Source organism: Hahella sp. NS-SX17 (genome assembly GCF_057367735.1).
Window position 1 is genome coordinate 784537 of sequence record NZ_CM170632.1, and the last position, 25915, is coordinate 810451.

Here is a 25915-nt window from a genome sequence, read left to right on the forward strand (position 1 = left end):
TAAAGGGCGAGATGGCGCGCCGGATCAGGAGGAGCTGGAAACGCCCAGATACTTTTGCCGGATGCGATCATACTCGCCGGACTCGCGAATCAAGCGCAGGCCTGTGTTGAACTTAAGCATCATATCCAGACTCAGAGGATGCTTCTTGCTGAAGCAGGCGTAGTAAGGCGCGCTGGACATGCGGATAAAGTTCAACCCGGGAGGATTCTGCATCTGTTGCGCCTCGTACTGAATGGTGTCAGCGAAAGAATAGATGGCGTCGACGCGATGGAAAGCCAGCATATTGAGCAACAGCTTATCTGTCCCAACGGTTTCAATATTCTCAAGCCCGGCTTTTTGCAGCTCCGTCTCAAGGTTATAGCCGCGCACCACGGCCAGTTTGTAGGGTTTCATATCGCCAAGGGCGGCGGCGTTCTGAATTTTGCGGCCGGTCAGAGTGTAAAAGCCTTTCTCCAGAGCGCCGAGCTCGTCAGAGAAATACAAAAAACTCTCTCGCTCCGGTAGATAGGAGCAGCTGCACAGACCGTCGTAAGCGCCCGTCCTGGCCAGCTCCAGAGCCCGATTCCAAGGAAAATAACGAAACCGGACGGAGACGCCGACCTGTTGAAAAGCGGCCTGTAGCAATTCAATGTCGTAACCCGGCCGGTCCGTGTTCTCGGGAGTGTCAATTTTTTGAGGAGGGAAGTAGTTGCACGCCAGATTGACGGAACTGTCGGCGAAGACGGCATTCGTCCATAGTCCTGCGGTAACTATCAACCAAGACGCCAATCTACGTATAAAAACGGTACTCAATAGGACCTACCCGTATGCTCGAAACCAAGTCAAAAAAGCCAGTGGCTTATCGTCAGGCCCGACACTTTGTTGCATGCGCCTGCTACAGGAGAAGCATTACGGCAAGCAATAGCGCTGGGCAATTTTTCATCAACTTAAAGTATGTCCGGCCATGGTCTATTTCAATTCAGGCGCGTTCCCAGCGTCCGTCTTTTTACACTCTTTTTAAAAGTGACGCTATTTGACTTTTTTACAGTGTAACACTGGATAAATGAGTCAAATTGTCACGAATTTGCCAGCGCTGAGGTGGGTCTGAGCGCGACTCTGTCGTTTCGATGCTTACAATTTGCGTCTGCGTGAGAAGGGAGAAGTAAGACGCTCCGGGTTAAGTTTTCATTCCCGTTATTCTCACGTTATGTTCATCCACTCGGCCGGCAGGAGGGCATTGATTTGTCATACGAACAGCGATTGCGGCGCACCCAGAAAGAGTACCCTTTCGATCTCTGGGCGGAGCGCTTCCAGGATGGATTGGAGCAATACACGGATGAGAACAACGAGGCCGCCAGGCGGATTATGGATAAACTGTTGCAATCCCTGCTGGAGTTGGGCGAAGGCGCGACGGAAAAGGTGAAGGTCAAGCAATTTAAAGTTGCTGTAGAGGCGTTGAATTATCTGAACGACACGATAGGCGGAGCCCTGATCGAAACGGCGGAAAGGGAAGAGCTGTGTGATCTGTTTGACGCCATCGCCGCAGCGGCGGGCGTCGATCCGGAAAATTATGGCGACGGGGAGGGTATCGCCAGCGAGTGGCGAGACTGGTAAGCTGCTGATGTGACAAGTCGTCCGCTCTGATGCAGGCGCGTTGGAGCGGGCGCGAAAGGAATAATAATCAGCGAGAAAGCAGGAATGACCGACTTCCACGATATTCAGAAGACTTTTCCCCATGAGCAGGACTGGACGGCGCTTCAGGAAAATACCCTGATAGAATTAGTCCAGGATTATCAATCCGAACCCTCCTGCGCAAACTCCGCTCTTGTCGAGCTCGCCATCCGCAATCATCCGAAAACCACCGAATTGAGCGAGCACATACTGGACGACGAACGGGCGGACAAATGGCTGAAAGCCTCCGCGCTGGGCTCCCTCCTGACCAAGGATTTCAAACGCGCTTTGGACAAGTCCCTCAGTTTCATCGATCACTGTGATAACCGGTTACTCTGTGAGCTGGTGGAAGCGATGAATTATGAGTTTCAGGGCGAACTCAAAGATTACGCGGCTAACCACGCCGCCACGCAAAAGCTAAAACAACGCCTGCGCGCCGGCGCGGACAAAGACGTGGATTACTGCGAATTGTTTTACGAGTACGTGGGGACTGAGTAAAAATAGCCGCTTTCGATTATTCGTAAGCTAAGGAGTCAAAACGTGCTCGTCAGCACTATTTATCCCGTCCAACCTATTGGAAGCGGCCGCCTTTCCGTCATGGCCAAGCCCGTCGCAGGGGAGTGGATGGAAGAGGAGTTCGCGGGCATCGCCAGCAGCGGCGTCACCAGGATGCTGTCTCTACTGGAGACCCAGGAGATTCGTGAGCTGGGGCTGGCGCAGGCGCCGGAGCTGTGTCGCCGCTTGGGTATGGCGTTTACTCATTTCCCCATTCCCGATTTCGGGCTGCCTCGGTCCGTGCGTGACGTCGCCACGCTGCTGGACACTATTTATCCCGCCGTGTTGGCGGGCGAGCATCTGGTTATTCACTGCCGCGCCGGCATCGGACGCACGGGTACGATCGCCGCCTCTTTGCTGGTGCGTCATGGCTGGACCCCAGAGCAGGCTTTTGCTGAAATCAGCTTGAAGCGCGGTGTGGAGGTGCCGGATACGGACGCCCAGCGGCGCTGGGTGATAGAACATGCGCGCGCCTTATCCCAATAAAACCAACCTTTCTTCTACGTATTAATACTTAGTCTGACTCCGTAGTTATGCGGGCGTATTCGCCCACCGCCTCACGGCGCTAATACGGATAGAATTTGATCTGCCAAAAAGAGAGCATTTTGTGAAGCGCCCGGGTACGAGTGCGACGCGAGCCCGTTGTGGTTTAACTGCGACGGCGGTTATTACGCGAAAATAAATATAAGAAAGGTACACAATATGACTCTTAAGCGATTCCTGAGAATCCTTCCTGTATCTGTTTTGTTGGCTTTCGGAATCTCCGGATGCAACGAATCCAATCCGGCCGCCAGCGCGCAGGCCGCCTCCCCAGAAGCCAAAGCGCCGGAACAGGTCTATACCCTGAGACTGGCGGAAACCTGGCAGCCCAACTTTCCAATATTCGGCGATGCGCCCCGTAACATGGCGGCGATGGCGGAGAAAATGTCCAATGGCCGGCTGAAAATCACCATTGATTCCGCCAATAAGCACAAAGCGCCCTTCGGCGTGTTCGATATGGTCAAGACCGGCCAGTATGACATGGGCCACTCCGCCTCCTATTACTGGAAAGGCAAAGTGCCTGAGACGCTGTACTTCACTACCATGCCCTTCGGCATGATCGCGCCGGAACAATACGCCTGGTTTTACTACGGCGGCGGTATGGAGCTGATGGAGAAAGTCTACGCCAAGCACAACCTGCTTTCTTTCCCCGGCGGCAATACCGGCAATCAGATGGGCGGCTGGTTTCAGAAAGAAATCAATTCGCTGCAGGATTTGCAGGGGCTGAAAATGCGCGTTCCCGGCTTTGCGGGCGAAGTGCTGGCCAAAATCGGCGTGAGCCCTACCAATATTCCTTCCGGCGAGCTGTATACCGCGCTTGAACGCGGCACTATCGACGCGCTGGAGTGGGTGGGTCCCTCCCTGGATTTGCGCATGGGCTTCCACAAAATCGCGCCTTATTACTACACCGGCTGGCATGAACCGGCGACAGAATTGCAGTTCATGATCAACAAAAAATCCTGGGAGGAACTGCCTGCGGACCTGCAGGAGATTCTGCGGGTGTCCATGCGCACAGCCGCCTACGATATGTATATCCAGTCTACTCATGAAAGCGCTGTGAACTGGGCGACTATTCAGACGGAGTTCCCGAACGTCAAATTGCGTACTTTTCCGAAGGAAGTCATCGCAGCCATGCGTAAGGCGAACGATGAGCTGCTCACAGAAAAAGCTTCCAGCGACCCTCTGGCTGCGGAAATTCTCAAGTCTCAACACGACTATATGCTGAAAGCGCGTCACTGGACCGAGATTTCCGATCTCGCCTACCTCAACAGCCAACCTCAAGACTAATTGTAGATAAACCCCGGGGCCGCTCGGACAGAGCGCGCCTCCGGCGGAACCTTTCCTGGCGTTTGCGCGAAGCCGGCCTGACCAAGGCTTGCTTGTTGCTGCGTTGCGCGCTGAGGAAATCCGCCTGAGGGGCTGTCCTGCGCCCGGACCGGAGTGAAATATGCAGTGGATTAAGTTCTTCGATCGTCTGTTCGAGCGGGCGTCTCATCTCTGCGGCCTTTTCGCCGCAGGCTGTTTCCTGCTGATGCTGGTCAACGTGTTTTACGACGTTGTGATGCGATACCTGTTCAATCAGGTCTCTATCGGCATGCAGGAATTGGAGTGGCACCTGTTCGCCGCCGTCTTTTTGTTGGGCGTCCCCTACGCGTTGCGTACAGACGGTCATGTGCGCGTGGATGTGCTGTATGAAGGCTGGTCTGATCGGGTGAAAGCCATCGTCAATATGGTGGGGGCGATAGCGTTCGTCACGCCATTTTCACTGCTGGTGATGTATTTCGGTTTTGGCTTCACCCTGGATGCATTCAATCTGATGGAAGGTAGCGGCGATCCAGGCGGCCTGCCCTATCGCTGGATCATCAAATCGTTGATTCCTCTGTCCTCACTGCTGATTCTCCTATCCGGCCTGGGCATGATCACGCAGGCGCTGAGAGTGCTGCTGTTGGGAGAGAAGTATAAAGAATCCCATGCGAAGGAGGGACTGGCGTGATTGGCATTATTATGTTCGCGGTGGCCTTGCTGATGTTGATGTTCGGCTTCCCCGTCGCATTCACTTTTGGCGGCGTGGCGCTGGTGTTCGGCTTGATCGCCCAGGGGCCTGAGCTATTCGCTTTCATGCCCTATCGTATTCAAAGCATCATGGAAAATACCGTGATGATGGCCATCCCCATGTTTATTTTCATGGGGTTGGTGCTGCAGAAGACCCGGCTGGCGGAGCAATTGCTCGAGTCCATGGGGCGTCTGTTTGGCGGCGTGCGCGGCGGTCTCGCCATTTCCACCGTGCTGGTCGGCGCTTTGCTGGCGGCTTCTACCGGGGTCGTCGGCGCAAGTGTGGTGGCCATGGGGCTGATCTCATTGCCGGTGATGCTGAAATACGGTTATCACAAGGGCCTGAGCACCGGAACGATCTGTGCTTCCGGCACCCTGGGGCAGATTATTCCCCCCTCTATTATTCTGATAATTCTTGGCGATGTGATGGGCATCCCCGTTGGCGACCTGTTTCAGGCGGCGGTGGTTCCGGGCGTGGTGCTGATCGGCGCCTACATTGCCTATATTCTGATCGTCGCCTGGCTGAACCCCAATATGGCGCCGGCATTGCCGGATAATGGAGAAAACCGGGCGCAGCAGGTGAAAATTGCATTGTTCTCCATCCTGCCGCCCTTGGCGTTGATTCTGGTGGTGCTGGGATCGATCTTCACTGGCGTGGCGACGCCCACGGAATCCTCCGCACTGGGTGGCGCCGGCGCCTTATTATTGGCGGTGTGCTATCGCCAGTTTTCCTGGAAAATGGTGTGGGAGTGCAGTCGCGAAACCGTCACCGTCACCGCTATGGTGTTCGCCATCCTGTTGGGCGCGACCGCGTTCTCAATGACCTTTACCTACACGGGGGGCGACACCCTGGTGGAGCATTGGATGACGCAACTCCCCGGGGAGAAGTGGGGCTTCCTGATTTTGACGATGCTCGTTATTCTGGTGCTGGGCTTTTTCATCGACTTCGTGGAAATCTCTTTTATCATTGTGCCGATCCTGGCGCCGGTAGCGGAGTCGCTGGGCATCAGTATGGTCTGGTTTGCGGTGCTGATCGCCATGAACCTGCAGACCAGCTTCCTGACGCCGCCGTTCGGATTCAGTTTGTTCTATCTTAAAGGGGTCGCTCCGAAAGAGGTGACCACGATGGACATCTACCGGGGCGTAACGCCATTCATCATTCTGCAGGCGCTGGTGCTGATATTGTTACTGGTGACGCCGGGGTGGTTTGGTTTTGACGTCTGATTGAGGCGCGCGCAGGGAAGCGGGCGCCACATCCTGTATACCTGCTGGAGGCTTGCGTCATGACGCTGCGCACTAAAGTTGTTCTGTTGGCGTTAGCGCCGTTGTTATTGATTTCCATCGCGTTTGCTTTGGCGATGGTGAATCTGGCGGATGAGTTGGCGCAGCGTGAGCTGGAAACCTTTGAGACCAACCTGGTGCGCTCCAAGGAAACGGCGCTGAAAAGCTATGTCAGCATCATGCGCATCACCGCCGGCTATCTGGTCGAGAAGGCGGACTCTGACGAGGAGGCGAAGCGCAGTATTCAGGAACTGATGCAGCGCATGCATTTCAGTGAGGATGGTTATTTCTTCGCCTATACCCCCAGCGGCGTGAATCTGGTGCACGCCACCCAGCCCGGCCTGGTGGGCATGGATCTGCTGAATATTCAGGACAACAACAGTAATTATGTAATTCGTAACTTGCTGGCGCGCGCCACGGAAGGCGGCGGTTTTCACAACTACCTCTGGCAGAAGCCCACATCCCGGGTGACGGTGGATAAAATCAGTTATGTAGAGTCGCTGCCTCCGTGGAACTGGATGTTCGGCACGGGACTGTATCTCGACGACATCCAGCAGGAAATGGAGCTGATCAAAAACGGTGTGGACGAAAACGTGGCGGATGCGCTGCTGACGTTCGTGATCATCGCTTTGCTGGCGGTGATGGGCGTGTTGGTCGCCTCGATCTGGTTTAACGTGCATGAGCATCGGCTGGCGGACCAAAGCCTGAAGGAACTCAGCCATAAAACCGTGCAATTACAGGAGGAAGAGCGGCGACGGGTGTCGCGGGAGTTGCACGATGGCATCAATCAGTTATTGGTGTCGGTGAAGTATCGTATTGAGACGGTGCTCGGCCTGCTGAAGGAAAACCAGCAAGCCTTGCGCGAGCCGCTGCTGAAAGGGCGGGAGACCTTAAAGCAGGCGATTCAGGAAGCCCGTCGCATCAGCCATGATTTACGTCCCAGTATCCTCGACGATTTGGGGCTGGTGGCGGCGTTGGAGCATCTGGGCGAAGATTTCGAAGAGCGCTCCGGCATTGATGTATCTGTGTATCTACAGGTCTCGGAGACCAAGTTGGATGAGGATATCGCCACAACTTTGTACCGCATCGCCCAGGAAGCGTTGTATAACGTGGAGAAACACGCCGCAGCCAAACAGGTGACGCTACGGCTGGAACAGGACGCTGAAGGGCTGTTTCTGGAGGTGAAGGACGATGGCGCCGGATTCTCATTGCGTCGCCTGGGTCATGGCAGAGGTATCGGCATTCGTAATATGCGCGAGCGAGTGGAGTTTCTCGGCGGAAATTTCAGTGTACATTCGGAAGAAGGCAAAGGGACCCGCATTCAGGTGACCTTCATGGGATAAAGAGACAAGAATGATAAGACTGGTATTGGTTGACGATCACATTCTGGTGCTGGAAGGCATCCGCGCCCGGTTGGAACAGGAGCCGGATATTGATGTAGTGGCGCAGGCCGCAGACGGACAGCAGGCGATTGAGGCGGTGGCGGAGCATCAACCGGATGTGGTGATGATGGACGTGAGTATGCCGCGCATGAACGGTATCGACGCCACTGAGTATATGGCGCAGCACTTTCCCGATACCCGCGTGCTGATCCTGAGCATGCACAACAATAAAGAGTATGTGTCGCAGATTCTGCACAAAGGCGCCAAGGGATATATTCTTAAAGATGTGTCTGTGGATGAAATGATTCGCGCCATTCGCACGGTCTATGAAGGCGGCACCTACATCAGCAGCGGCGCTTCGGCGGCGCTGTTCTCGCAACCGCAACTGCGCGGCGAGACTTCCGCCAGCCTGACTCACCGGGAGGCGTCGGTGCTGAAGAAAGTGGCGGAAGGCAAGAGTAACAAGGCCATTGCGGAAGAACTTGCCATCAGCGTGCGTACAGTGGAAACTCACAGGCAGAATATTAAGGCGAAACTGGGACTTAGCTCCACGGCGGAATTAACAAAGTACGCCATTAAGCATGGGTTAATGTAAGTCGGTTTAACGTTTCGCCTGTCAGCGCAAGTTTAGAGGATTGGCCGATGCGTGTATCCGGATTCATATTAATCACCATTTTAATGGCGTTCGCCTCGGGGTGTAGCTCGGTGAGGGTTAACCATCCGCCAGTGGCGACGCCGTCTCCCGATCAGATATCCAGCCCTGTCGCCGCCGCGCTTTATGACCAGTATGACGAGTGGCGCGGCGTGGACTACCGCTATGGGGGCCTTGATAAGTCCGGAGTCGACTGCTCAGGCCTGGTGTATCTCACATTTCAAGAGCGCTTCGACGCCAAGTTGCCCAGAACTACGAAAGGATTGTCGCAAAAAGGGCGTCAAGTCAGTCGCAAGGAACTGCAACCCGGCGATCTGGTGTTCTTCAAACCCGGCGGCTGGAAAGGGCTTCATGTCGGTATCTACGTGGAAAATAATCGTTTCTTGCATGCATCTACCAGTAACGGAGTGGAACTGGCCTATCTGCATAACGGCTACTGGGCCAACCATTTCTGGCAGGCGCGGCGAGTAAAGTAAGTAAAGGTAAGAGGCGTTGAGCGTGATTCCTAACTTGCGTGACGTCGGAGAGGCGGTGAATTGTCTCTCTGGGCGCGAGTTGATGCGTGAGGGAGCGTTATTCCGTGGCGGAACGGTTAATGAGCTATTCAGCGTGTCAGAACTTCCGCCGGTGGATTGCATCCTTAATTTGAGAAGCGGCCCAGACCAAGTCTTTGTGGGTAAAAGGCAGCTTCATATCCCCGCCGTGGACAGCGTTGAAAATTACGTCACCGCAAACGGCTCCGTGCGCAACTGGCTTAATCGAGTGCTTGCGGCATTATGTGGAGACGGCGCTTTCCCGGTATTGATTCATTGCACGGCGGGTAAAGACAGGACCGGCGTGGTTGTCGCGTTGATTCTTTTTCTCATTGATGCGCCTTACGACACAATTGTTGAAGAGTACCTTTTGTCAGACGGCGTGGCGGATAGCGCCAATATAGAAACGGCCTTACAGGGCATTAGCTGCGTATCCGACTATGTATACAGCCCTGAAATATCCCTTCTTCTCAAGCAAGCTTTATTGGTCTGATTTTAGGTGACGATCAGTAACGATTCTCACGACGGAATTAACCAATTATTAATCAATTAACGCCGGTATAAACAGGCTCCTTTCCTATATGATGGCTCGCTCAACTATTGAACCCTTGTGTGGGAATGACCATGAAAATGACGAATCTTCTTGAAAGGAAGTTGATCGGGGTGGATCCATTTTGGGTCGTCAGAATCGATTATTCTCCTTTGACCGCAAAATTGTGTCTGGATCTCACACCGGAGCCGGAATCCGGCATCGTTACCAGGAGAGCAGTTTTTTCCGGCGTCACCACCTGCAAAACAGATTATTTTGATGCTGTCGGCGACGCTGACTACATGCCCACCGTTATTGGCGTATTAAGTGCGCAGAAAGGCGCGCAGCAAAAGATTATCGTTACCACGGATGCCTTTGAAATGACCTTTGACTGCGCCGGAGAGCCCGAAATTGAGGTCTGATTTCACAAAAATTTTCCCGCCATGCACATTTGAGACTGTTTGTCAGCCCTTATAATTTTCGGTTATCTCTTTATAATGTTCAGCCCCCTCGGAGGTGTGTCTTCGAGTGGGGAAAAGAAGAGTGTGCGGCAACGAATTTGAGGTTTTTGGTGATAGTTTTTACTGCTACCGATCAAGTTACGGGGAAAGTTTTTGCGGGCAGCACCCGCAGGTCATTGGAGGATCATTGGGGGCACTTGTTAGTCCAGGAATCCGACGGCGCAATGGGAGAGTTTTTTGAAACTCTGCGGTCCAGCGGCGCGGACTCTTTCAAAATGGAAGAGTGGGGCTACTCTGACAACCCCAAAGAGCTTCGGGAAATGTTGGCTGAGGCGATGGAAGCGCTTGACGCCAGGGCAATTAAAGTCACACTGACTCGACCAGAAAACAAATCCAAGCCATCAATGGATCTGATGAAAGAGTTGGAAGCATTGAAACAGGAAATGTCGGACGACTCTGACGAATCCGACTACGCGCCGAAGAAGAAAGAGGTTGCGGTTAAGCCGGAAGCGCCTAAGGCGCCGAAAGCGGACCCTAAACCATTACGCCATACTGCTTCCACCCGTGAGGCGGAAGAGATGCGCGCATTGATCGCAGGTATCGAAGCCCGCCGTCGCGGTGGGACCAAAGCAGGGCAAAAGGCGGCGAAAAAAGCCGGCGCTGCAGGTCTGGCGAAAGCAGCCAAATCTGCGACTGGCGCAACCGCTCCCGCTCCAGTGAACCGTCCCAAGCTGTCTGAAGGCCGTACTGGCTCAGCAGCAAAGGAAAAACGCATTCGCGAAGCGATTGCGGCTGAGAAAGCGGAAATGGAAGCGCAGAAGCGTAACCAGGCTTCTGAAGAAGCGAAAGAAATGCGCGAGATTATGGCGCGTTTGGATCAGCGCACCAAAGAAGGCGCGCGTATCCATCGTCGTCTGTAGTACAGCGTGTTCTAAGCAGGGCTCTGTGATCAACAGGCCCTGCGACCTCTCCCGAGTATCCTCTCTTTCCTCATCTGTAGTTAAGTATAGTAAGCAACACTGTTATCTATTCCAGACTTGTCCCTGTTCATCCTCCTGATGATGTCGGCGCGACTTTGTCGAATGCGTTTCTAGTGCTATGATGCCGCCTCCCCGCCGTTAGGCGAGAGGAGCAACAATGACAGAAACATCAATGGAGGTGTGTCATGCGTACCAAATACGAAGAAATGCTGTGCTTTCGAGGTCACCAGTAAGCGCAGGAAAGGTTATCCCTCTGAAACGCAGGTGAAGCGCGGCTACAGAGTCGTTCATGGAGACAAAGATCTGCATGAAAAGCTGGGGAGAAATGATCCCTGTCCCTGTGGCTCACGGAGGTTGTTTCAAACAATGTTGTCTTAAGTCAGGTTGCTTTCGACGGCGTCAATCGAGACGACTATTTCCGCTAAATAGACGCTTGTGACCTTGATGTGGACAAGCGCGTAAAATCAGACTTACCTCAGCCATCGCCGCCGCACATACATGCGGGCGATGGCCTTCAGATACTTCCTATCTATACTCCCTTCTACTTCATTGACCCTTTGCGCGTGAGCGGGGTACATTGCTGGAATCGATATTTGATCTACAGCGTTATGGCGGTGGCGTATGAGTCTGGATACTTATTTGATGTTTGTGGTGGCGTCTCTGATTGTGGTGATGATCCCCGGGCCATCCGTCATGCTGGTGGTCAGCCAGGCGCTGTCGTCAGGAAAAAGCTCTGTCGCGCCCTTGGCGGCGGGCGTGGGATTGGGAGATCTGGTCGCCATGACCTTATCCTTTCTCGGCCTTGGCGCTATTCTGGCGGCTTCCGCCCTTACGTTTACTATTTTGAAGTGGGTCGGCGCGTTATATCTGGCCTATTTGGGCGTGAAAATGTTTCGCTCTTCCACGTCGCTGAGCGCTGAAGATGGGCAGGCGACTGGCGTCAGCGGGCGCAGTCAGTTCATCAGCGCGTTTATCACCACGGCGCTTAATCCTAAAAGCATCATCTTCTTTATCGCCTTCGTGCCGCAATTTGTCTCCACTGAGGCGGCGCTGGCTCCACAATTTGTCATACTCGGCGCTACTTTTTTGGTGTTAGGCGTTCTCAACGCCGCCATATATGCGGTTTTCGCCGGCAAACTGCGCTCCATGTTAGGTGACCCCAAAGCGCTAAAGCGTTTCAACCGCGTCGGCGGCTCCCTGCTTGTTGGCGCAGGCGTGCTAACCGCTGCGGCGAGGCATGGCTAGGCGGTTTGCGAGATGACTCCAGATATCATTCTGCAAACGGCCTTTGTGGAACGCCCGGATGCGCTGTTTCGTGAGCTGAAAGATAACGTGGCGTGGGATGAACGTCTCAAAGCCAGGAAAACGGCGAGCTTTGGCGTTTCATATGATTATTCTGGCATGAGCTATCCGCAAACGGAGCTACCGGAAAATCTGGCGCGAGTAGGGCGCGACATTGAAAAGACGCTGGGCTTTTGCCCGAATAATTGTCTTTTGAACTACTACCCTGATGGCGAATCGTCCATGGGATATCACTCCGACTCTTCGGAAGAGCTGGCGCCGGAAACGGGCGTGGCGATCATTTCTTTGGGCGCCGAGCGGCGTATTTCCTACCGTAGTAAAGCGGATAAGGCGCATGTTGTAACTTATATGCTCGAACATGGTGCGCTGCTGTACATGGATAAAGGCGTACAGGACCGCTGGATGCATGCGATTCCCAAAATGCCGGGCGTGGGGGAGCGCATCAGTCTTACATTCCGACTCATTCTCAAATAAGGAACCTTGGCATGCAGTCAATTGGAGCCGCGTCGTCCCTGTGGCGCTATCCGGTTAAATCACTTCTGGGAGAAGCGCTCGATGCTCTGACGTTTGACGGACGCGGTGTGGTGGGCGACCGGATATTCGCTGTCCGCAACGGAGTGGGTAAATTTGGCAGCGGTAAGAACACAAGACGCTTCGCCAGGATAGAAGGGCTTTTGACGATGAGCGCGAGCTCTGACGCCGACTCGGTATCGTTGCGATTGCCTGATGGGCGGGTCATGTCGAACGACCATCCCGACCTGAATCAAGCTCTTTCCTCCGTGTTGGGGCAGGAGGTAACGTTGGTGCGAGAAGAGGCTGTATCGCACCTTGATGCGGGGCCTGTACACCTGATTTCCACTTCAGCGCTGAATTGGTTGCGAGGGCTGCTGCCTGAGTCGCTTATCGACGAACGCCGCTTTCGGCCTAATATCCTGCTGTCGACCTCTGGTGTTGGTGTAGTGGAGCACGACTGGCTGGGTAAGACCCTTTCCTTTTCCGGCGGGCTGCGTCTGGAAATTTGCGGACTGACTGAACGGTGCGTCATGACGGGGATGCGGCAGTCTGATTTGCACGATGATCTTATGATCACCAGGACGATTGGCGAGCATATGCAGTTTAATTTCGGCGTATATGCGCAGGTGATAGGGCCCGGTGTATTGCGGCAAGGCGAACACGCATTTATAGAATGATTGCTCAGTGGCGCCATAACTGAAAGTCATTGCACAAGATAAAGCAGCTACGTCTAAACTTTTCCTGTAATCCATACTTTTTCTTTAATCCATTAATACTGGAAGGCGCGACGCAGGAGGCTTCGTTCTATCCTCAGCGCAAGAGGTAAGCGTTATGGCGTGGTTGGCGGCGGGAGCGGTTATTGCCTTTATACTCTATCGTGTGTTGCTTAAGCGGGCGCGACGGCAGGCGCTGAAGGCATTTCAATTTCCCGGTAGCATTAAGAGCAAAGTCCAGAACAAATACCAGCATCTGAACGACTCGCAACTAGAGATGGTCATGACTGGGCTGAAGGAGTATTTTGCGCTCTGCCAACTAGGCGGTCGACGCATGGTGGCCATGCCCTCGCAGGCGGTGGATGTGGCCTGGCACGAGTTCATATTGTTCACCCGCGCATACGAGCAGTTTTGCCAGAAGTGTTTCGGCCGCTTCCTGCATCATACGCCGGCGGAAGCCATGCGAAGCCCGACCCAGGCGCAGAGCGGCATCAAGACCGCATGGCGGCTGGCCTGTCACAAGGAAGGGATCGATCGTCGCAACCCAAATCGCCTGCCGTTGATTTTTTCGATGGATCACGATTTACAGATTCCTGATGGCTTTGTTTACAGCCTTAACTGCAAAGGTCCGGGAGGCGTTGGCTATTGCGCCAGTCATATTGGATGCGGTTCCGGCTGCGCTGGCGGAGGTGATAGCGATGGTGACGGAGGATGCGGAGGCGGCTGTGGAGGAGATTGAGATAATGAAAAGTAGTACGTCTGCGCCCTCATTTTTTCTTGAAGGCGTGGCGCAGGAGAGACACGGGGAAGTAGAGGACTGGTGGGCTGGATTGGGCCACGCCATACAAGGCGAAATTATCGCCTTCTGGCAGGGGGATACAGACTCGCCTTTGCAGGCAACTATCGCCAACGTTAAGGAATATTTGGTCGCCAGCAAATTACATGAGGAAAATGAACAAGTAGAGGAGCTGGAGCCCTATTACCCAAACCGGGAGTTCTATGAATACTTGGTGAATCACGAGATTTATCTGGATGTGTTCGATAAGCGCTTCCATATTTGCACGGCGCATAAAGCAATAAGGGAAAAGTTGCTGTTAGGGCGTGTTGACGTTTCGTCATAGGTGATAGATAGGCGCAAACTCGTCATATTGCGGTTCCCACACCAACAACAAAACGAGTTTGCGATGCCCCGATTGATGCTCAGTGACGAGCTTTGGTCGAAGCTGAAAGAGATCATGCTGCAAGAGCGAATCTATAACAAGCCCACACTACGAATGATGGTGGAAGGCATGTTGTACCGAATGCGGACGGGGTGTCCCTGGCGAGACTTGCCAGGGCAGTTTGGAGACTGGAATTCGGTGTTCAAAAAATTCAATTCCTGGTCTACCCAAGGCAAGTGGTTGAGGATCTTCCGGAGCTTGGTCCGCGAGCCGGATTTGGAATGGGGGTTCATTGATGGCAGCTATGTGAAGGCCCATCAGCACAGCGCAGGAGCCTGTACGGAAGAGCCTCAGGCGATTGGAAAGAGTCGGGCGGGCAATACCACGAAAGTGCATCTGGCCGTGGATGCCTATGGTCTTCCAGTGGAATTTGAGATCACTGGAGGCGAGGTCAATGACTGCACAGCAGCGGCGGAGTTGATTGAAAAGCTTCCCTCGTCAGAGGCGATTGTCGGAGACAAAGGCTACGACAGTGAACGAGTGCGGGCACAGATCGAAAGGAAGGGGGCCAGGGCCGTGATACCGAGAAAGCGAAACTCTGTCAAAGGTAATGACGATATGGATTGGGGTTTATACAAGTATCGCCATTTGGTGGAAAATGCCTTCGCCCGACTCAAACAGTACCGGGCCATCGCGACGAGATATGACAAGTTGAAGAGAAACTATGAAAGTATGGTAGCCATGGCTTGTGGGTATTTATGGCTGCCGATGTGAAACGTCAACAGGCCCTAGGGCGTTTACCTGCAGACTTCGCTTGCCCGTTTATGAGTTCGACATGTGTCGTCCGGCAGGCGCTCAAGCGGTTTGGCGGCCAGGATATACGTTTGCGTTTAGTGACAAGCAGGAAGGGGCGGGAGGAGTTTGGCGAGGCTGCGGAGCGTCAGCCCAAATAGCAGGCAAAAAAAGAGCAGGGTGGAATGGGGACTCCGGAACCCTGCTAAATCACTCAGATTGCGAGTGCGAGAGTGTGATCGAAAATGAGGAGACCGGGTTAGACGCGGTCTCCTGCTAAAGCGGATAAAAAGCGTTTGGGACCCTTCATCCTTACTGAATAGAACCTCCTACGCGTACGATCTTCATCGTATTGGTGCCGCCCTGTGCGTTCACGTAGTCGCCTTTGGTAAGGATTACCAGGTCGCCATCGGTCACGACATTGCGTTTCACCAGCTCATTCACCACCAATTGGTTGATCTCTTCGTTAGGATGCTGATCCGAATCGAAGGGAATAGTTTGCACGCCGCGGTATAAAACGACTTTGTGCTGAGTTTCATGGTGGCGCGAGAACGCGTAAATCGGCAGAGGCGATTTGATGCGCGACATCAACAACGGCGTAGCGCCGGTTTCCGTCATACAAATGATCGCCTTCACGCCTTGGAGATGGTTGGCCGCATACATCGCCGACAGAGCGATGGATTCGTCTATGCGGGACATCCCCTCATGAATACGGTGTTTGGATTGATGCGTGGACGGATGTTTCTCTGCGCCAACGCAAATCCGCGCCATGGCTTCCACCGCCTGCGCGGGATACTGGCCCACGGCTGATTCGGCGGACAGCATGACTGCGTCGGTGTAATCCAGCACCGCGTTGGCGATGTCGGATACTTCCGCGCGGGTTGGCATGGGGCTGCTGATCATGGACTCCATCATTTGAGTCGCAGTGATCACCACCCGGTTCAGGGTTCTGGCCCGGGCGATAATGTGTTTCTGTACGCCGACCAGTTCTGCGTCGCCGATTTCCACCGCCAGGTCGCCGCGAGCCACCATGACTGCGTCGGAGGCCAGGATAACGGCGTCCAGTTGTTCGGGGTTATGAACCAGGTCGGCGCGTTCGATCTTGGCCATCAGGCTGGCGTTGGAGCCTTCCGCCTTCAGCAGCGCGCGCGCTTCATGCATGTCTTCCGGAGTGCGTGCGAAAGAAACGGCGACATAGTCCGCGCCCAGCTTGGCGGCGGTCTTGATGTCTGCTTTGTCTTTATCCGTCAGCGCATTGGCGGAAAGTCCGCCGCCTTTCTTGTTCAGGCCTTTGTTGTTGGACAGCTTGCCGCCGATAATCACGCGGCAGATAATTTCCAGTCCGACAACTTGCTCGACTTCCAGCTCCAGACGTCCGTCGTCCAGCAGGAGGATGTCTCCGGCGGCGACGTCGTTCACCAGTTGTTCGTAGTCGATGCCGACCCGATCAATATCGCCGGCTTCTTTATCCAGGCGTGCGTCCAATACGAAGCGCTGGCCTGGCGTCAAAGTGACTTTGCCGTCGACAAAGCGCGCGATGCGCAGCTTGGGTCCTTGCAGGTCGGCAAGAATGGCGACAAAACGATTTTGCTTGCGCGCGAGTTCGCGCACCAGTTCCGCACGGGCGATGTGCTCAGCGGCTTCGCCATGGGAAAAGTTGAGCCGGACAACATCGACTCCCGCCTTGATAATGGATTCCAGCGCCTCAGACGAACTGGTGGCTGGACCCAGCGTGGCGATTATTTTGGTGCGACGTAACATATCTCTACCTCTCGTATGAACCGGATTATCTGGCGACCTTCATCAGAGCCAGCGTGTTATCCAGCATACGGTTGGAGAAGCCCCACTCGTTGTCGTACCAAGCCATGACTTTTACATGGCGGCCTTTAACTTTGGTTTGGCCCGCGTCAAAGATGCTGGAGAACGCCGAATGGTTGAAGTCGGCCGATACCAGTTTCTCTTCGTTATAGTCGAGAATTGCTGATTTCGCAGCAGCTTCCCGCATGATTTGGTTGATTTCTTCTTTGCTGGTGTCTTTGCCTGCGATGAAAGAAAAGTCCACCAGAGAAACATTGATGGTGGGAACCCTGACCGCCATGCCGTCCAGCTTGCCTTCCAGTTCTGGCAACACCAGGCCAATCGCCGCTGCGGCGCCGGTTTTGGTGGGGATCATGGACTGAGTGGCGGAACGCGCGCGGTACAGGTCCGAGTGGTATACGTCAGTGAGTTTTTGATCGTTAGTATAAGAATGAATCGTGGTCATCAAACCGCTTTCAATGCCTACCGCCGCCTGCAGAGCCTGAGCGACCGGCGCCAGACAGTTGGTGGTGCATGATGCGTTGGAGATAACCTGATGGTCCGCGCTGAGAACATTTTCGTTAACGCCGAAAACCACCGTGGCGTCTACTTCAGTTCCTGGAGCGGAAATAATCACTTTCTTGGCGCCGGCTTCAATATGAGCCATGGCCTTGGGTTTGCTGGTGAAGAAACCTGTGCACTCGTAGACTACGTCTACGTTCAGGGCTTTCCAGGGCAGCAGCTTGGGGTCTCTTTGCGCGCTGATGGAGATGCGGTCGCCATTGACGGTCATGGACTCTTCGTCATGGCTGACTTCACCGGAGAACCGCCCATGAACTGTGTCATACTTGAACAGGTGAGCGTTGATGGCGGAGTCGCCTAAATCGTTGATAGCGACTACCTGAATGTCTTTGCGATAGTTGTTTTCATAAAGGGCGCGGAGAACGTTGCGTCCAATGCGACCAAAACCATTAATAGCAACTCGAATCGTCATGCCAATCCTCCAGGTGGGGAATTTTTTGTTTTCACATGTAGTAAATATAACAAAATAAATTCCGGAATGGTACGGTCATGTCGTGATTTTGATCAATTAATCTTGTAATATTACCAAATAATTGGTTTTTTCCTCGTCGGGCAGAGAGTTATCCGCTTATCAGCGCAGCCGCCCGGCGTTCAATTGGGACAAACAGACGAACATATAAAAGAGCGATCAGCTATGCACCCGACTGTAGACAGAGTTACCCGACGCATTATCGAGCGCAGCAAAGCCTCCCGAGCATCCTACTTGCAGCGCATGGAGAACCTGAAAAACAACAAGCCGCAGCGTAAAACGCTGGCTTGCGGCAATCTGGCGCATGGTTTTGCGGCCTGTACACAGTCGGATAAAAATGTGCTGCGTTTGATGAATGAGGCCAACGTCGCAATTGTTTCCGCCTACAACGACATGCTCTCCGCGCATCAGCCCTACGAAACCTATCCAGAAGTGATTCGCAATGCGGTGCGGGATATGGGCTCCGTGGCGCAGTTCGCCGGCGGCGTGCCCGCCATGTGCGACGGCGTGACGCAAGGGCAACCAGGCATGGAGCTGAGTCTGTTCTCCCGCGACACCATCGCCATGAGCACGGCGATTGCGCTCAGCCACAATATGTTCGACTCCGTCCTTTTATTAGGGATTTGCGACAAAATCGTGCCCGGCCTGCTGATCGGCGCGCTGAGCTTCGGTTACCTTCCTTCTATATTGATTCCCGCCGGTCCGATGCCATCAGGTCTGCCTAATAAAGAGAAGCAGCGCATTCGTCAGCTTTACGCCGAAGGCAAAGTGGGCAAAGACGAACTGCTGGAATCGGAAAGCCAGTCTTACCACAGTCCGGGCACCTGTACTTTCTACGGCACCGCCAACAGCAACCAGTTGCTGGTTGAAGTGATGGGCCTGCACCTGCCCGGTGCGGCGTTCACGCATCCCAACACCCCGCTGCGGGAAGCGTTGACTAGAGAAGCGGCGCAGCAGGCGGTGCGTTTGTCCGCGCCCAATGGCGGGACTCTGGGTATGGCGGATATGGTGGACGAGAAAACCATCGTCAACGCGTTGGTGGCCTTGCTGGCTACTGGCGGCTCCACCAACCACACCATGCACTGGGTGGCGATCGCTCGGGCGGCGGGTGTGATTATCAACTGGGACGATTTCTCGGAACTTTCCGACGTCGTCCCTTCGTTGACCCGGATCTACCCGAACGGTCAGGCGGACGTGAATGCATTTCATGAGGCCGGCGGCACGCCCTTCCTTATTAAGGAACTGCTGGGCGCGGGTCTGTTGCATGACGATGTGGAAACGGTAGTGGGCAAAGGCCTGAGCCGCTATGCCCAAGGCCCTGTGTTGCAGAACAATGAACTGGTATGGAAAGACGCTCCAGCGGAAACACTCAACCCCGCCGTACTGAGTTCGGCGGCGGAGCCGTTCTCTCCCAATGGCGGTTTGAAAGTGCTGTCCGGCAATCTGGGACGCGGCGTTATCAAAGTGTCCGCCGTTGCGGAAGAGCACTGGGTGGTGGAAGCGCCGGCGGTGGTGTTTGACGACCAAAATGACCTGGGCGACGCTTTCAGCAGCGGCAAACTGAATAAGGACTGCATTGTGGTCGTGCGCTTCCAGGGCCCGAAAGCCAATGGTATGCCGGAGCTGCACAAGCTGACGCCCTACCTGGGGGTATTGCAGGACCGTGGCTTCAAAGTGGCGCTGGTGACGGACGGACGCATGTCTGGGGCTTCCGGCAAGGTGCCGGCGGCCATTCACGTATACCCGGAAGCGGCCAACGGCGGTCCGCTGGCGAAAGTGCGCGATGGCGATATGATCCGCCTGGACGCGCGCAACGGCGTGTTGGAAATATTGACCTCTGCGGAAGAGTTTGACGCCCGTCCGTTGGCGACGGCGAATCTGAGCGCGAATGAGCTTGACTATGGCCGCGAGTTGTTCGGTATGATGCGCCGTCAAGCCAGCCATGCGGAAGCTGGCGCGTCTAGTTTCTGGAGTAGCGTCGATGAGTAAAGCGCAATACGCCCTGGTGGGCGATATTGGCGGCACCAATGCGCGTTTCGCGCTGGTGGCCCGGGATAGTTTCGAACTGGAGCACATCCAGGTGCTTCCTTGTAATGATTACGCCAATCTGGATGAAGCGGTGCGGGATTACCTGGCCCATCATCCAGAAGCTGAAGTGCATGAAGCCTGTATGGCGTTCGCCTGCCCGGTGCATGGCGACACCATCAAAATGACCAACAATCACTGGACTTTCAACAAGGCGGACATGCAGGCCCGTTTGGGCTTTGATACGTTCAAGTACGTTAATGATTTCACCGCTATGGCGCTTGGCACTCTGCACGTGGCGGACGAGCGCTTGCAGAAAGTTGGCGGCGGTGAAGGCAAAGACGGCGCAGCCAGACTGGTGATTGGCCCTGGTACAGGATTAGGCGTGTCTGGTCTGGTGCGCACCATGACCGATTGGGCTCCATTGTCCACCGAAGGCGGCCATGTCGATTTCGCGCCGACGGATGAAGTGGAAATCAGCGTGCTGCGAATCCTGAAAGAACGTTTCGGGCGGGTGTCCGTTGAGCGGATTCTGTGCGGCGAAGGCTTGTTGAACCTGTATCGCAGCCTGTGCGAGATCGACGGCGTGGAGCCGGCGCACACGCAACCTTCACAGGTTACGGAAGCTGCGCTGGCGAACAGCGACCTGATCGCCCATAAAACCTTAAAACTGTTCTGCGCCATATTCGGACGCGTGGCGGGCAATGCGGCGCTGACGTTGGGCGCGCTTGGCGGCGTTTATGTGTGCGGCGGCATTATTCCCCGCTTTATTGATTTTTTCCGCGACAGCGATTTTCGCCAGTGTTTTGAAGACAAAGGGCGGATGCGCGACTATCTGGGCGGCATTCCGGTCTACGTGGTGACGGAGACCTACACGGGCTTGCTCGGCGCTGCGGAAGCATTGAAAAACCAAGAGGTGCATTAGTGGATCAAGTGAGGGCCAAGCTGCAAGAGGCGCCCTTGGCGCTGGGGATGATGCGCCTGTTGGATTACCCGGAACTCTGTCCTGCGCCAGCGTTGGCGGGGTGGATTGAGGCGCGTCTGGATCAGGGGCTGCAGGTATTCGATCACGCTAATATCTACGGCGGCGGCGAATGCGAGCGCCTGTTTGGTCTGGCGTTGCAGGCCGCTCCAGAATTGAAGGAGCATGTGCGCCTGATTTCCAAGTGCGATATCGTTCCTCCCGCTGAGGACGGCTCGTCTGATTTCGTGAAGCATTACAACACGGAAGCCGCCTATGTGATGGCGTGTGTGGATGACTCTTTGCGTCGTCTGCAAGTGGACAGCATCGACTGTTTCCTACTGCATCGACCAGACCCCTTGATGCCGATGGAGAATACGGCGCGGGTACTGGAAGACCTGCTGATGGCCGGCAAGATCAGGTCCATCGGGGTGTCTAACTTTCTGCCCGAACACTGGCGTCTGCTGGCGGATCACCTGAATGCGCCTTTGCTTTGCAACCAGATAGAGCTTTCCCTGTTGGCGAACCAATCCCTGTTTGATGGAACCATGGACGCTCTGCGGCGGGATCAGGTACAGACGATGGCGTGGTCTCCATTGGGCGGCGGCGGATTATCGCGGATACCTGCATTGAGTGAGGCCCTGGCCAAGATGTCGGCCCAAACTGGCGTTTCTGAAACGGGGTTGGCGTTATCCTGGCTGAAGCGTATTCCCGGAAGTCCTCTCCCGGTGCTGGGATCTTTGCGCGAATCCCGTATCAACGACGCTTTGGCCGGGGTTGGCCATGAGATGTCTCGAACTGATTGGTATGCGTTGCTGGAAGCCGCTCGCGGCCACTGTGTCGCCTGATTCAGCGCCTTATGTCAATCTGGCGTGAGGCTCACAGGCATCTTGATGCGGCCAGCGAGCCCGTCAAGGCGCCTAACAAGTTGACCGCCATATCCTTGTAACTCCAATACTTCCCTGCCTGGTTTTCATCGTAATACTCTTTTCCCGCGCCGAATGTCATGGCCACTCCTACGCTTAACGCCGCGCTTCCACAGTCGCTGCGAGAGCCGCTGTCCAGTTGATCGGCCGCCGCCGCGGCGATGGCGGCGGAGGCGGTGAAGTGCGCAATCTTGTCTTTCCCCAGCCAGTCGCTGGGATCATCGCGCAATGCTGCACAGCCGCTCAATGACAAGGCTAGCGTCAGAGCGATGGCGGGTTTTATGCAGTCGCCCATTTCACCGCCATGGCGCAATGCAGGTCCGTGGTGTCATAGAGCGGAACGGCGCAGTCTTCTGGGCTGACCAGCAAGCCGATTTCGGTGCAGCCCAGTATCACGCCTTCTGCGCCTTGGTTGGCGAGGCCTTCAATGACGCGATAATAGAAATCTCTGGATGAAGGAAGCAGTTCGCCTCGGCACAGTTCTTCATAGATGATGCGGTTGATTTCTTCCTGCTGCGCCGACTCCGGTGTGATCACTGCAATGCCGGTGGCGTCATAAATGCGCGTTTTATAGAAGTCTAACTGCATGGTGTAGCGGGTGCCCAGCAGCGCCACTTTTTTATGACCGTTGCGCTGTAGCTCGTCAGCCGCGGCATCGGCTATGTGCAACAGAGGAATAGTGAGACGTCTTTCTACTTCCGGCGCTACTTTATGCATGGTGTTGGTGGCGATCAACATGGCTTGGGCGCCGGCTCGCTCCAGGCCAGCGGCGGCTTCCGCCAGCATCTCGGCGAGGCTGTCCCAGTCCTGTTGCGCCTGCAGGCGCTCAATCTCTGCAAAATCAAAGCTGTGCATCAGGATCTTGGCGGAGTGCAGACCGCCCAGGGAGTTCTTGATGCCTTGATTGATGTGGCGGTAGTAGCTCTGGGTCGACTCCCAACTCATTCCGCCCAGAATGCCTAGGGTTTTCATGTATCGTTCCTTGTCGGCGTATGCTGATGATTTATATGAAAATGACTCATCAAACTAACGCGTGAAGCATTCCCTGGCAAGAGGCGGAGAGCCCGCCGACGCTGTGGCGAAAGGCGCGTTTCAGCGAGGGGCGGGCGCGTCAGTATCAGACTTCGCGGTATTCCACTTTGTTGTCGTAAACCACCATGCGTGATTTGCCCGCCAACCAGGCGCGATCATAAGGCGAAATAAAGTAGACGCCAGTAATGAACAGATAGAAGACGCCGAACATATAGGAATAAGCGAATGTGGCGATGCCGATGAACAGCACGGCGGCGCCCATCAGATATAGCTTGAGCTCGCTGAGGTCTGTCACGGTGGCCATCTGTAGCTGCTGAATAATGATGAACAACTTGGTGGAGATATAGACGGTTCCTGTGAAGATCAGGAACAACAGGATGTTCGACCAAGTCACGCCGCCAAACAGGAAATGGGCGGCGGAGAAAAATAATGAAACCTGGACCAATCGGGTAGGGGTTTTATCGCTTAATTGCATAACTGCGCTCCTTAGGCTCTGTTGATACTGCAAATACGCCCGATAAGTAAATTGGGAATCGGCGGGGGGTAATGGTCATTCTAGACCATAATCCCCCCCCTGGGGATTACGACTTGGTTATTAATCAGCGGTAATTTGTAAGGATATTTAGCCGCTCCGACGGAGGCCAGGTCTTCCGTCGGAGCTGGTAGAAGCGTGAAGCGCTAACGCCTCCTTTCTGCGGAGACGATGACGACGCGATCCTCGCCGTGAGTGCGGGCGAACGCATAGGGCGCGTCGCTGAGCTGCTGGTGCCGGCCCGCGCCAATGGCGGCGTGCCGGTGGCGGAACTGGCCAATCTTACGCCAATGGGAGAGCATTGCGTCCACGGCGCCGGCGTCGATATCCGTCCAGTTCATATCGGAACGGGTCCCCTGGCTGGGATCAGAGCCGGTGGGCCCGAAACGCCGCAGGCTTTCGTCGCCGTAGTAAATCTGCACGGCGCCTGGCGTCAACAACAACGCGGCGGCGACACGCTTTTGCAGCTCCGGCGATTGTTTGGCCAGGGTGCTGAACAATTTGGTGTCATGAGAGGAGATATAACTCATGACGTTGAAGTCAGAATCACTGTTCAGTTTCTCAGCGTAATCGCGGTAAACCGGCTCCAGGTTGGATAGACAGTCAGCGCCCTGGCGGGCGAATTTGCGTTGGAAGTCGAAGTTGATCACCGCGTCGAAACCGGCGTCGAAATAGGCGCTCTTGCTGACGTCATGAGGAAACACTTCGCCCACCATCCAGAAGGGGGCGTTAAATCCCTCGGGAGCGCCGCGCTGATTGCGGTATTCCGCCAAAGCGTCCGTCGCCTTCTGCTTTAACGCCAACCAGGACGCCGGCTCTACATGCTTGACGGTGTCTACCCGAAATCCATCAAGGCCGTAGTCGCGCACCCACTGCGTGAGCCAGCTGATCAGATAGTCCCGAACCCTGGCGTTGGGAAGGTCGCGGGCCCCAGTGTCGGGCTTATTGCGCAAAAAGGCCGGCAGGGCGACAGTCTGGTCTGACTCGGTTTTAAAGTCCGGCAGGAACGCCAGCGATCCTTTGATCGGATCGACGCCAGCGTTGGGTGGGCTGTCGTAGTTATAAATGCCCGCCCGCACCCAGTCGCGCCCCCACCAGTCCGCCCATTTGGCGTGGTCGTAATTGATGTTGGCGTGATAGCCGTGGAAGTTTTCATTGCCGCTGGGTTTCCAGTCGCTCCAGCGTGGCGGAAGGTACTGTTCAAAACCGTCGAACAGGCCGCCGAAGCCGAAATCCTGCATATCCTGCAGGGTGGCGTAGCCGGGGTGGTTCATCACGACGTCGAACAGCACTCGAATGCCCCGTTTGTGGGCCTGTTCAATCAATGTCTTCAGCTCCGCCTCTGTGCCCATGTTGGCGTCCAGGCGGGTGAAATCAAGGATGTAGTAGCCGTGATAGCCGTAGTGGGGGAAATCGCCGCGATCGCCGCCGCCGACCCAGCCGTGGATCTGTTCGAAGGGGGGCGACACCCAAAGCGCGTTCACGCCAAGTGCTTGCAGGTAGTCGAGTTTGCCGATAAGCCCGGCGAAGTCGCCGCCATGGAAGGTTCCGATTTCCTCAGCGCCGTCCGCCTGGCGTCCGTAACTGTGATCGTTATCCGTACGTCCGTTGGCGAAACGGTCAGTAAGAGCGAAGTAGACGGTGGCGTTATCCCAGGTGAAGGGTTGTGGCGTCGCAGTGTCCGCCTCCAGCAGCATCAGGCCCTCGCTGTCGGCGGCGGGCGTCAAACTGATCTTGCCGCCGATGACTTGGGCGCGCTGGCCGGAGTAGAAGTCCCGCACCCATTCTCCATCCTTGAAAACTGGCGCGACCTGAATAGTTTGCTCTTCAGTTGCGGGAGCGCAAACCCCGTCTGATGTGGCTTTGGCGGTCGTGCTTTTCGTTTCAGCCTGGTCGAGGGCGGCGCGTTTACTGACGCGAAAATGCGGCTCATCCCCCTGATTCAGCAAAATCTGGTAGACGCCGGCAGTTTCTATTTGCAGGATGTAGTCCCCATGCATATCCGGCTGCAGATCCATCTTGCGGTAAAGTTTGACGGGCTCCGCCGTGGTGTCGGCGGAGCCGAATCGTAAGCGGTATTCTCCGGGCTCGAATTCGCCGTAGGCCAGCTTTTGGTCAGGGCGGGGCGTCTCGAAATGCAACCGCACTGGCGCTGCGCCGTTAATTTTCACCCAACTTGTCGGAGCGGCGGTGTGCGGTTGGCCGGCGCAAGCGGTGAGGAGCGTCGATAGATACAGAGCGGGTAACAGCACAGGGGGTCTGGCCATGTTGGGAAACCTCTTGTTTTATTCTTGGATGGGCGGACCAGGTGACGATAAGGCGTCTTCAACAGACCCTAATGGAAGCAGAATAGGCGGCGGGAGAGTAGGTGGAATTAGGGGGATGAGTCTACTCCCCCCCTATACGCCTATGGGATTAAAAATAGGGATGATGCGGATCTTACTCATATGGCGGAGTATCCCTAGACACATAATGCCCCCACATGGCTTGTGGACA

Annotated in this window: 29 protein-coding genes; 22 read left to right on the forward strand and 7 right to left on the reverse strand. The window is 55.1% G+C overall.

Going from position 1 to position 25915, the window contains the following annotated elements:
• Window positions 1-24: 24 nt before the first annotated feature.
• The gene (locus AC2IBB_RS03550; RefSeq protein WP_486331537.1) at window positions 25-756 is read right to left on the reverse strand and encodes a substrate-binding periplasmic protein; all 732 of its coding nucleotides are present in this window, start codon (window positions 754-756) and stop codon (window positions 25-27) included.
• 465 nt (window positions 757-1221) lie between these two features.
• Between AC2IBB_RS03550 and AC2IBB_RS03555 the strand changes: the two genes are divergently transcribed.
• From AC2IBB_RS03555 to AC2IBB_RS03645, 19 genes are all read left to right on the forward strand, one after another.
• Window positions 1222-1593: a hypothetical protein gene (locus AC2IBB_RS03555; RefSeq protein ID WP_486331538.1), complete on the forward strand. Its 372-nt coding sequence runs from the start codon at window positions 1222-1224 to the stop codon at window positions 1591-1593.
• Between the two features lie 84 nt (window positions 1594-1677).
• Window positions 1678-2148, forward strand: a complete 471-nt coding sequence (locus AC2IBB_RS03560; RefSeq protein WP_486331539.1) for a hypothetical protein — start codon at window positions 1678-1680, stop codon at window positions 2146-2148.
• Between the two features lie 42 nt (window positions 2149-2190).
• Window positions 2191-2691, forward strand: coding sequence for a protein-tyrosine phosphatase family protein (locus tag AC2IBB_RS03565; protein ID WP_486331540.1), 501 nt, complete (start codon window positions 2191-2193; stop codon window positions 2689-2691).
• A 216-nt stretch (window positions 2692-2907) separates the two neighbouring features.
• The gene (locus AC2IBB_RS03570) at window positions 2908-4032 is read left to right on the forward strand and encodes a TRAP transporter substrate-binding protein (RefSeq protein WP_486331541.1); all 1125 of its coding nucleotides are present in this window, start codon (window positions 2908-2910) and stop codon (window positions 4030-4032) included.
• Window positions 4033-4192: 160 nt separating this feature from the next.
• Complete coding sequence (locus tag AC2IBB_RS03575) at window positions 4193-4738, forward strand: TRAP transporter small permease subunit (RefSeq protein ID WP_486331542.1); 546 nt, start codon at window positions 4193-4195, stop codon at window positions 4736-4738.
• Complete coding sequence (locus tag AC2IBB_RS03580) at window positions 4735-6021, forward strand: TRAP transporter large permease (RefSeq protein WP_486331543.1); 1287 nt, start codon at window positions 4735-4737, stop codon at window positions 6019-6021. Before AC2IBB_RS03575 ends, AC2IBB_RS03580 begins: the two co-directional genes overlap by 4 nt.
• Before the next feature lie 59 nt (window positions 6022-6080).
• Window positions 6081-7421, forward strand: a complete 1341-nt coding sequence (locus tag AC2IBB_RS03585) for a cache domain-containing protein (RefSeq protein ID WP_486331544.1) — start codon at window positions 6081-6083, stop codon at window positions 7419-7421.
• 10 nt (window positions 7422-7431) lie between these two features.
• Window positions 7432-8055, forward strand: a complete 624-nt coding sequence (locus AC2IBB_RS03590) for a response regulator transcription factor (protein WP_486331545.1) — start codon at window positions 7432-7434, stop codon at window positions 8053-8055.
• A 47-nt stretch (window positions 8056-8102) separates the two neighbouring features.
• Window positions 8103-8588 (forward strand): C40 family peptidase, encoded by a 486-nt coding sequence (locus AC2IBB_RS03595; protein ID WP_486331546.1) that lies wholly within the window; start codon window positions 8103-8105, stop codon window positions 8586-8588.
• Window positions 8589-8610: 22 nt separating this feature from the next.
• On the forward strand, window positions 8611-9138 hold the full coding sequence (locus tag AC2IBB_RS03600; protein ID WP_486331547.1) for a tyrosine-protein phosphatase: 528 nt from the start codon (window positions 8611-8613) through the stop codon (window positions 9136-9138).
• 131 nt (window positions 9139-9269) lie between these two features.
• Window positions 9270-9596: a hypothetical protein gene (locus tag AC2IBB_RS03605; protein WP_486331548.1), complete on the forward strand. Its 327-nt coding sequence runs from the start codon at window positions 9270-9272 to the stop codon at window positions 9594-9596.
• Window positions 9597-9859: 263 nt separating this feature from the next.
• A complete protein-coding gene (locus AC2IBB_RS03610; protein WP_486331549.1) occupies window positions 9860-10555 on the forward strand; it encodes a hypothetical protein in 696 nt (231 codons plus the stop codon).
• A 324-nt stretch (window positions 10556-10879) separates the two neighbouring features.
• Window positions 10880-10993: an SEC-C metal-binding domain-containing protein gene (locus AC2IBB_RS03615; RefSeq protein ID WP_216738955.1), complete on the forward strand. Its 114-nt coding sequence runs from the start codon at window positions 10880-10882 to the stop codon at window positions 10991-10993.
• Window positions 10994-11236: 243 nt separating this feature from the next.
• A complete protein-coding gene (locus AC2IBB_RS03620; protein WP_486331550.1) occupies window positions 11237-11860 on the forward strand; it encodes a LysE family translocator in 624 nt (207 codons plus the stop codon).
• Between the two features lie 12 nt (window positions 11861-11872).
• On the forward strand, window positions 11873-12391 hold the full coding sequence (locus tag AC2IBB_RS03625) for an alpha-ketoglutarate-dependent dioxygenase AlkB family protein (RefSeq protein WP_486331551.1): 519 nt from the start codon (window positions 11873-11875) through the stop codon (window positions 12389-12391).
• Between the two features lie 11 nt (window positions 12392-12402).
• Window positions 12403-13107 carry an MOSC domain-containing protein gene (locus AC2IBB_RS03630; RefSeq protein WP_486331552.1) on the forward strand — a complete coding sequence of 235 codons (705 nt, stop codon included), beginning with the start codon at window positions 12403-12405 and terminating at the stop codon, window positions 13105-13107.
• A gap of 154 nt (window positions 13108-13261) precedes the next feature.
• Complete coding sequence (locus AC2IBB_RS03635; RefSeq protein ID WP_486331553.1) at window positions 13262-13882, forward strand: glycine-rich domain-containing protein; 621 nt, start codon at window positions 13262-13264, stop codon at window positions 13880-13882.
• Between the two features lie 4 nt (window positions 13883-13886).
• Window positions 13887-14264 (forward strand): hypothetical protein, encoded by a 378-nt coding sequence (locus AC2IBB_RS03640; RefSeq protein WP_486331554.1) that lies wholly within the window; start codon window positions 13887-13889, stop codon window positions 14262-14264.
• 63 nt (window positions 14265-14327) lie between these two features.
• Window positions 14328-15077, forward strand: a complete 750-nt coding sequence (locus tag AC2IBB_RS03645) for an IS5 family transposase (protein ID WP_486328406.1) — start codon at window positions 14328-14330, stop codon at window positions 15075-15077.
• Between the two features lie 330 nt (window positions 15078-15407).
• Here AC2IBB_RS03645 and pyk read toward each other — a convergent pair whose 3' ends face one another.
• A complete protein-coding gene (gene pyk, locus AC2IBB_RS03650) occupies window positions 15408-16856 on the reverse strand; it encodes a pyruvate kinase (RefSeq protein ID WP_486331555.1) in 1449 nt (482 codons plus the stop codon).
• 25 nt (window positions 16857-16881) lie between these two features.
• Window positions 16882-17886, reverse strand: a complete 1005-nt coding sequence (gene gap / locus AC2IBB_RS03655) for a type I glyceraldehyde-3-phosphate dehydrogenase (RefSeq protein ID WP_486331556.1) — start codon at window positions 17884-17886, stop codon at window positions 16882-16884.
• Window positions 17887-18108: 222 nt separating this feature from the next.
• On the opposite strand from gap, the gene edd reads away from it, so the two are divergent.
• The 3 genes from edd to AC2IBB_RS03670 are packed head-to-tail and all read left to right on the forward strand — an operon-like array spanning window position 18109 to window position 21777.
• On the forward strand, window positions 18109-19932 hold the full coding sequence (gene edd / locus AC2IBB_RS03660) for a phosphogluconate dehydratase (protein WP_486331557.1): 1824 nt from the start codon (window positions 18109-18111) through the stop codon (window positions 19930-19932).
• Complete coding sequence (locus tag AC2IBB_RS03665) at window positions 19925-20893, forward strand: glucokinase (RefSeq protein WP_486331558.1); 969 nt, start codon at window positions 19925-19927, stop codon at window positions 20891-20893. Before edd ends, AC2IBB_RS03665 begins: the two co-directional genes overlap by 8 nt.
• A complete protein-coding gene (locus AC2IBB_RS03670; protein WP_486331559.1) occupies window positions 20893-21777 on the forward strand; it encodes an aldo/keto reductase in 885 nt (294 codons plus the stop codon). The genes AC2IBB_RS03665 and AC2IBB_RS03670 overlap by 1 nt, the downstream gene beginning before the upstream one ends.
• Window positions 21778-21808: 31 nt before the next feature.
• Here the strand turns inward: AC2IBB_RS03670 and AC2IBB_RS03675 are convergent, their stop codons facing one another.
• The 4 genes from AC2IBB_RS03675 to AC2IBB_RS03690 form a co-directional block, all read right to left on the reverse strand.
• Window positions 21809-22150 carry a YfiM family lipoprotein gene (locus AC2IBB_RS03675; RefSeq protein ID WP_486331560.1) on the reverse strand — a complete coding sequence of 114 codons (342 nt, stop codon included), beginning with the start codon at window positions 22148-22150 and terminating at the stop codon, window positions 21809-21811.
• Window positions 22135-22827, reverse strand: coding sequence for an aspartate/glutamate racemase family protein (locus AC2IBB_RS03680; protein ID WP_486331561.1), 693 nt, complete (start codon window positions 22825-22827; stop codon window positions 22135-22137). The genes AC2IBB_RS03675 and AC2IBB_RS03680 overlap by 16 nt, the downstream gene beginning before the upstream one ends.
• 145 nt (window positions 22828-22972) lie before the next feature.
• Complete coding sequence (locus tag AC2IBB_RS03685; RefSeq protein ID WP_486331562.1) at window positions 22973-23362, reverse strand: hypothetical protein; 390 nt, start codon at window positions 23360-23362, stop codon at window positions 22973-22975.
• Window positions 23363-23565: 203 nt separating this feature from the next.
• The gene (locus tag AC2IBB_RS03690) at window positions 23566-25686 is read right to left on the reverse strand and encodes an alpha-amylase (protein WP_486331563.1); all 2121 of its coding nucleotides are present in this window, start codon (window positions 25684-25686) and stop codon (window positions 23566-23568) included.
• Between the last annotated feature and the right edge of the window lie 229 nt (window positions 25687-25915).